4 protein-coding genes are annotated in these 7781 nt (G+C 68.1%); all 4 read right to left on the reverse strand.

Annotated elements, in window-relative coordinates; all coding sequences use genetic code 11:
* Window positions 1-2114 (reverse strand): methyl-accepting chemotaxis protein (locus tag ABB22_RS18925; protein WP_057505379.1); only part of this gene is annotated, 2114 nt, incomplete at its 3' end.
* A 143-nt stretch (window positions 2115-2257) separates the two neighbouring features.
* Complete coding sequence (locus ABB22_RS16715; RefSeq protein WP_057505380.1) at window positions 2258-4495, reverse strand: methyl-accepting chemotaxis protein; 2238 nt, start codon at window positions 4493-4495, stop codon at window positions 2258-2260.
* A gap of 200 nt (window positions 4496-4695) precedes the next feature.
* The gene (locus tag ABB22_RS18930) at window positions 4696-7383 is read right to left on the reverse strand and encodes a methyl-accepting chemotaxis protein (protein WP_057505381.1); all 2688 of its coding nucleotides are present in this window, start codon (window positions 7381-7383) and stop codon (window positions 4696-4698) included.
* A gap of 189 nt (window positions 7384-7572) precedes the next feature.
* The coding region (locus ABB22_RS16725; RefSeq protein WP_057505382.1) for a hypothetical protein at window positions 7573-7781 on the reverse strand (209 nt) is incomplete at its 5' end.

Raw genomic sequence — 7781 nt, forward strand, 5'->3', positions numbered from 1 at the left:
CGGCCCTGCTCGCCGGCGCGTGCGGCTTCCACCGCCGCGTTCAAGGCCAGGATGTTGGTCTGGAAGGCGATGCCGTCGATGACGCTGATGATGTCGGCGATCTTCTTCGACGAGGCCTCAATGGCCGACATGGTGGTGACCACCTGGCTGACCACCTGTCCGCCCTGCGAGGCGACGCCGGCTGCGCCCTGCGCCAGCTGGTTGGCCTGGCGGGCGTGTTCGGCGTTCTGGCGCACGGTGGAGGTCAGTTCCTCCATCGAGGCGGCGGTCTCCTCCAGGTTGGCGGCCTGCTGCTCGGTGCGGCGCGACAGGTCGTTGTTGCCGGTGGCGATTTCCGAGGCGGCCAGGTTGATGCTGCCGGCGGCCTGCTGGATGCGGCCGACGATGGAGGTCAGCTGGGCGACGGTGGCGTTGGCGTCGTCGCGCATCCTGGCGAACACGCCGTGGAAATCGCCGTGCATGCGCGCGGTGAGATCGCCGCGGGCGATGGCCTGAAGCAGGGCGGAAACTTCGGACAGGTTGCCGTCGGTGGTTTCCATCAGGCGGTTGAGCCCGGCCACCATGTCGCCGAAGTCATGCTCGAAGCGGCCTTCGTCGCCGCGCAGGCTGAAATCACCCGCCGCCGCGGCACCGGCCAGGCGCTTGATCTCGGCATTGATCGCCGACAGGCTGGCCTTGGTTTCGTCCATCGCCTGGGTGATGGCGGCCTTCTCGCCGGGCAGGCGGTCCATGTCCACCGACAGGTCGCCGCGCGCGTAGCGCTGCATCACTTCGACGATCCGCTGCGTCACATCCAGATGGCTGGAGACCAACTGGTTGGTGCCGGCCACCATCACCCCGTAATCGCCGGGGAAGCGGGAAGAGTCGATGCGGTGGCTGATGCTGCCCTCGTCATGGCGAAGCGCCATCTCGCTCTGGGCGTGGATGACCGCCTTGATCTGTTCGCGCATGTGCGACTGCGCGCGCAGCAACTGGCCCAGCTCGTCGTTCCGGCGCTCGGGGATGGCGGTGTCCAGCCGGCCCTGGGCGACATCGCCGGAAACGCGCACGGCGTCGGCCAGCGGACGCAGCACCATTGCGCGCAGCAGCAGCCACAGGCCGGCGCAGAGCGAGGCGGCGGCGAGCAGGCCGACCAACGCCACAAGCCCGAGCAGCGAGCGCGCCTGCGCGGTGAGCAGGTCGCGCGGCACCATCACCCCCAGCGCGAAACGGCGGTCGCTCTTGCCAATGCGCAGCGGCGCATAGATTTCGACCATGCCGCCGGCGTCGGCCCTGAAGTCGGTATAGAGCTTGTCCTCGGCGACGGCGGCCAGGATCGCCCTGGTGGTGTCGTCCTCGCGCGTCTTGCCGACATTGGCCGCATCCGGCGAGGCCACGACCATGCCCATGGGCGACAGCAGCTCGGCGCGGCCTTCGCCCATCGGGCGCAGCTGGGCGATGCGTTCCTGCAGGGCCGAAAGCTCGAAGTCGGAGGTGACCACGCCCAGTACCTTGTCGCCGTCCATGATCGGAATGGCGATGGTGGTCAGCATCAGGGTCTTGCCGCCGACCTCGTAGGGATACGGCTCGATGATGACCGGCTTCTTCAGCGTCCTGGGGGTGACGTACCAGGCACCGAGCTTGGGATCTTCATAGTCGCGCAACGGCTCGGTCACCAGTTCGCCGCCGACCCGCGCCCAGTAGCTCATGGCACGTCCACTGGCATCGTGCTCGGGGGCATCGATGAACTGCGCGTCCTTGCCGTCGAATGCATCCGGTTCCCACAGGACGCACATGCCGGCGCGTTCGGGGTGCAGTTCCAGCTGCTGCCTGAAAGTCTGCGAGACGGTGGCGCGGCTGATCTGTCCGCGCTGGGTGACCAGGCTCTCGGCCAGGGTCTGCACCGTATCGTAGGTCTGGCTCATCTCGGCGGCCAGGTTCTGGGCCTCGAGGCGCGCCAGGTTTTCCAGCGTGGCCTGCGAGGAGGCCAGCAGGGCGCGGCTGCTTTTCCAGTAGCTGATGGCGGCGGTAAGGCCGAAGGCGGCCAAGGCGATCAGGGCGATGCCCAGCATCAGGCGGGTGGCGACGCTGCTCTTGCGTTCGCCGGACGAGGAACGGTGTGACGAAGCGGACATGGATGGACCGATGAGGACGGAATCCCCAGCTTCATCGGTCCGTTGCGGCAGTTCTTGAGGGCTTGCCCTACCGTCTGTCGGGAAGTTCCTGTCAGGCCACCGGTCCCGACCGGGACCGGTGGCGGTTTTTCACGCGATCGCGTTCAGAACTCCTGCCAGTCGCCGGCATCGGCGACCATCGTCGGTTCGATCGGGCGCGGGGCCGGCGCCAGCTTCGGGGCCGGAGTGCGGGCAACGGCGACAGGGCGGGGAAGGGAGCGGCCGGCCGCCCGGCTGTGGGCGCCGGCATCGCCGGCTCCCGTGCGGAATACCGATACCGCCTCGGCCAGCTGGGTGGCCTGCTCCTCCATCGAACGTGCCGCGGCGGTGGCTTCCTCCACCAGCGCGGCGTTCTGCTGGGTGGTCTCGTCCATCTGCATCACGGTCTGGTTGACCTGCTCGATGCCGGCGCTCTGTTCCTGCGAGGCAGCCGAGATCTCGGCCATGATGTCGGTCACCCGCTGCACCGAGCTGACGATCTCGCCCATGGTGGTGCCGGCCTGATGCACCAGCTGCGAGCCCTCGGACACCTTGTCGACCGAGGTCTCGATCAGGCCCTTGATCTCCTTGGCGGCGCCGGCCGAGCGCTGCGCCAGCGTACGCACCTCGCTGGCGACCACGGCGAAGCCGCGGCCCTGCTCGCCGGCGCGCGCGGCTTCCACCGCCGCGTTCAAGGCCAGGATGTTGGTCTGGAAGGCGATGCCGTCGATGACGCTGATGATGTCGGCGATCTTCTTCGACGAGGCTTCGATGGCTGACATGGTGGTGACCACCTGGCTGACCACCTGTCCGCCCTGCGAGGCGACGCCGGCCGCGCCTTGCGCCAGCTGATTGGCCTGGCGGGCGTGCTCGGCGTTCTGGCGCACGGTGGAGGTCAGTTCCTCCATCGAGGCGGCGGTTTCTTCCAGGTTGGCGGCCTGCTGCTCGGTGCGGCGCGACAGGTCGTTGTTGCCGGTGGCGATTTCCGAGGCGGCCAGGTTGATGCTGCCGGCCGCCTGCTGGATGCGGCCGACGATGGAGGTCAGCTGCGCCACAGTGGCGTTGGCGTCGTCGCGCATCCTGGCGAACACGCCGTGGAAATCGCCGTGCATGCGCGCGGTGAGATCGCCGCGGGCGATGGCCTGCAGCAGGGCGGAGACTTCGGACAGGTTGCCGTCGGTGGTTTCCATCAGGCGGTTGAGCCCGGCCACCATGTCGCCGAAGTCGTGCTCGAAGCGGCCCTCGTCGCCGCGCAGGCTGAAATCACCCGCCGCCGCGGCACCGGCCAGGCGCTTGATCTCGGCATTGATCGCCGACAGGCTGGCCTTGGTTTCGTCCATCGCCTGGGTAATGGCGGCCTTCTCGCCGGGCAGGCGGTCCATGTCCATCGACAGGTCGCCGCGCGCGTAGCGCTTCATCACCTCGATGACCCGCAGCTTCACGTCGATGTGCTGGCCCACCAGCGCATTGCTTTCCTCGATCATGCGCCGGTAATCGCCGGCGAAAGACGAGGCGTCGATGCGGTAGCTGATGGTGCCGGCCTCGTGCTGCCGGGCCATCTCGCCCTGCGCGGCGATGACCGACTGCACCTGGCGCTGCATGTGCTGCATGGCGCGCAGCAGATCGGCGACTTCGTCCTTGCCGGACACGTCGATGCTGTTGTCCAGGCGACCGCCGGCGATGCCGTTGGCCACGCCTACCGCGATGCCCAGCGGCCGGGTCAGGCTGCGGGTGATCAGCAGAGCCAGCAGTGCGCCGAGCACGAGGCTCAGCAGGCCGATGCCGAGCGACAACTTGCCGGTCCAGCTCTCGATGGCGTTGTATTCGTCGCTGCTCTTGCGGGTCAGTACTTCCTGGTGCTTGAGCAGGGCCGACAAGGTGTCGTTCCAGGCGATGGCGCGGGATGCCTGTTCGGTGAGCAGGACCTGGACCGCAGCGTCGAAATCGCCGGCTTCCATGAAGCCGTCCAGCGCCTTGGTCGATGCGGAGGCGGCACTGCGCGCTGCTTCGATCTCGGCGACCATGCGGTCGCCGACGGCATCGCGGGGAATCTTGACGTACCGCTGCCAGATCTCGTCGTACCTGCCGGCGAGCGTGTGGAGCTGCGCCAGGTCCTGCGCGAAGCCGTCGCCGCGCTTGAGCAGCATCAGCCGGTGATCGCGGATGACGGCGTTGTTGATGTCGAGCATGTCGTTCAACAGGCGCATCTTCACCATGTTGACGTTGGTCAGGTACTGGAACTGATCCGACTTGAGCCTGTTTCCATACAGAACAACGGCCAGGATCGCGGCGATGAGCAGCAGCACCAGTCCGAAGCCGATAGCCAGCCGCGAACCAACCTTCAGATTCCTCAACGTATCCATGTCATTCCTTTGGTTTGGGTTTGCTGTCGATGGCGGCGTCGGCACCGGTTTCTCTGGCAGTTCGCGCTTGAAACCATGGTGGATCGGGCCGGCATCATGGGGTCATTCGGGATTCAACCTTCATCGATCAAGGGATAACGGAAGACTTCGGGAACAACGCTTGCTACAGGAACGCCGCCCCTGGACAAGGGCGGCGCGGATCAGAACTCCTGCCAGTCGCCCACCTCGGCGGTTGCCGCCTCGCGGGACCGGAGAGATGCCTTTGGACGCGGTGGCGTGGGTTGGGGCGCGGAGCGCGGGGATGCCTTGCGGGCGTTTGGCGCGGCCGCGATGGCATGGGTCCGGAATTCCGCCACCGCGCCCGCCAGCAGGCTGGCCTGCTCCTCCATCGAGCGCGCCGCGGCGGTAGCTTCCTCGACCAGGGCGGCGTTCTGCTGGGTGGTCTCGTCCATCTGCATCACGGTCTGGTTGACCTGCTCGATGCCGGCGCTCTGCTCCTGCGAGGCGGCGGAGATCTCGGCCATGATGTCGGTCACCCGTTGCACCGAGGTGACGATCTCACCCATGGTCGTACCGGCCTGGTGCACCAGCTGCGAGCCCTCGGAGACCTTGCCGACCGAGTTCTCGATCAGGTCCTTGATCTCCTTGGCGGCGCCCGCCGAACGCTGGGCGAGGGTACGCACTTCCGAGGCGACCACGGCAAAGCCGCGGCCCTGCTCGCCGGCGCGCGCGGCTTCCACCGCGGCGTTCAAGGCCAGGATGTTGGTCTGGAAGGCGATGCCGTCGATGACGCTGATGATGTCGGCGATCTTCTTCGACGAGGCCTCGATGTCGGCCATGGTGGTGACCACCAGGCCCACGACCTGTCCGCCCTGCGAGGCGACGCCGGCCGCGCCCTGCGCCAGCTGGTTGGCCTGGCGGGCGTGTTCGGCGTTCTGGCGCACGGTGGAGGTCAGTTCCTCCATCGAAGCGGCGGTCTCCTCCAGGTTGGCCGCCTGCTGCTCGGTGCGGCGCGACAGGTCGTTGTTGCCCGAGGCGATTTCGCCTGCGGCGCCGCTGATCGCCGACGAGGCGCCCTGGATGCGGCCGACGATCGAGGTCAACTGGTCGACCGTGGCGTTGGCGTCGTCGCGGATGCGCGCGAACACGCCCTGGTAATCGCCTTCCATGCGCGCGGTCAGGTCGCCCTGCGACAGGGCGCCGAGCAGGGTCGAAACCTGGCCGACACTGGCGGCGAAGCTGTCCAGCAGGTCGTTCAGCTGTTCCGACAGCTGCAGCAGGAAGCCGCTTTTCCCGTCCAGCACGATGCGCCCGGAGAGTTCGCCATTGGCGGCGGCGGCGACGATGCCGCTGACCTCGCGCTCGACCTGCACCTCGGCGGTACGGTCGTCCCATTCCACGACATACCCCAGGCGCCGGCCGTCGCCGTCGGTGACCGGGTTGATGATCTGGCGCATGACATGGTTGCCGACGGTGATCTGCGCGCGATGGGTGCCGCGCAGGTCGCCCAGCAGTTTGCGCTGGTGCGGCGGATGCTTGTGGAAGACGTCGATGTTGCTGCCGATCAGCGTCTTCATGTCGAAGTTCGGCAGGTCGCGGCGCATGTCCTGCTCGGCCTTGCCCAGCATCTGGAACAGCGGCCGGTTGGCGTAGATGATGTTGAGGTCGGCGTCGGCGATCATCACGCTGGTGGTGACGTCGTCCAGCGCGGAACGGATGCGCAGGTTCTCCGCGGCGACGGCGGCATCGCGCTCGATGCGGTCGCGCAGGTTGCCCTGCATGGTCTGCATCGAACGCAGCAGCGTGCCGATCTCATCCCGGCGCGTGACCTCGATGCGGCCGTCCAGCTTGCCGTGGGCGATATCGTCGGCGACGCCGGCGGCGGTGGCCAGCGGCAGCACCACCTGCCGGCGCAGCAGCACGAACAGCGCCACGCACAGCACCAGCGCGGCGAGCAGGCCCACGGCGGCGACGATGTACAGCAGCACATGCGCCTGTCGGGTCAGCAGCGCCTGCGGCACGACCACGCCCAGGGCGAAGCGCTGCGCGGTGTCGCCGACCTGGATCGGGACGTACACGGCCACGTTGCCATCGGCATCCGGCGTGAACGCCTCGGACACTTCGCCCTTGGAGATGCGCGCGAGCATCGCGCGGGTGGCGGCGTCCTCGCGCTGCTTGCCGATCTCCGCCGGGTCGCGGCTGGCCAGCACGCTGCCGGCGGGCGACAGCAGCTCGACATGGCCTTCGCCCATCGGCGACAGCTGCGAGAGGCGCTCCTGCAGCGCGGACAGGGCGAAGTCCACGGTCACCACGCCCAGGAAGCGGCCATCCTCGACGATCGGCATGGCCAGGGTGGTCATCAGCACCTGCTTGCCGTTGATCGCGTAGGTGAACGGCTCCATCAGCATCGGCTGCTTGGCTTCGCGCGGTTTGAGGTACCAGTCGCCATCGCCGGCCACGTCGTAGCCATGCAGCGCTTCGGTGAAGGGGACCCCGTCGGCCCAGGCCCAGTAGCTCATGAAGCGCCCGCTCTGGTCGTGGGCTTCATCGCCGGTATGCGCGGCATCGGCGCCGTCGAAGGCGTCCGCTTCCCACAGGGTGCTCACCCCAAGCCAGTCCGGATGGTCGAGCAGCTGCTGCCTGAGCAGCGAAGACACCGCCGGCCGGGTCAGGATGCCCTGCTCGTGCTGCAGGCGCAGGGTGCCGGCCAGCGTGCGGGCGGTGTCGTAGGCCTCGGTCAGCCCGGCCGACATGCGCCCGGCCTCGAGGCCGGCGAGATTGCGCATGCCCTCCTGCGAGGAGGAAAGCAGCGCATGGCTGCTCTTCCAGTAGCTGATGGCGGCGGTCACGCCGAAGGAAAGCAGCGCGATCAGGGCCACGCCCAGCATCAGGCGGCTGACGATGCTGGAACCGGAACGGGGGTGGGGCACGGCTTTCCTCCTGCGGCCTGCTGTCCCTCGACATCGGAACAGCGGCTCATGACTTTGGTGAACAGGGACGTTGGAAGCCGTCGCAGGCTGCCAGCGCCCCGGGAATGGCAGCCCCGCCGCCGGATGGGCGGCGGACGGGGCGTGCGTTCAGAACTCCTGCATGCCGCCACCGGCCATGCCGATGCTGCGCCCAGCCGGATGCGCCGAGGGCGCGGCGGCCACCCGGGCCAGGGAAGAGGCGACGGTGTCGGCCAGGCGGAACTGGGAGACCGCATCGCTCAGCTGTTGCGCCTGCTCCTCCATCGAACGTGCCGCGGCGGTGGCTTCCTCCACCAGCGCGGCGTTCTGCTGGGTGG

This window comes from Stenotrophomonas nitritireducens, from assembly GCF_001431425.1.
Lineage (GTDB): Bacteria > Pseudomonadota > Gammaproteobacteria > Xanthomonadales > Xanthomonadaceae > Stenotrophomonas > Stenotrophomonas nitritireducens.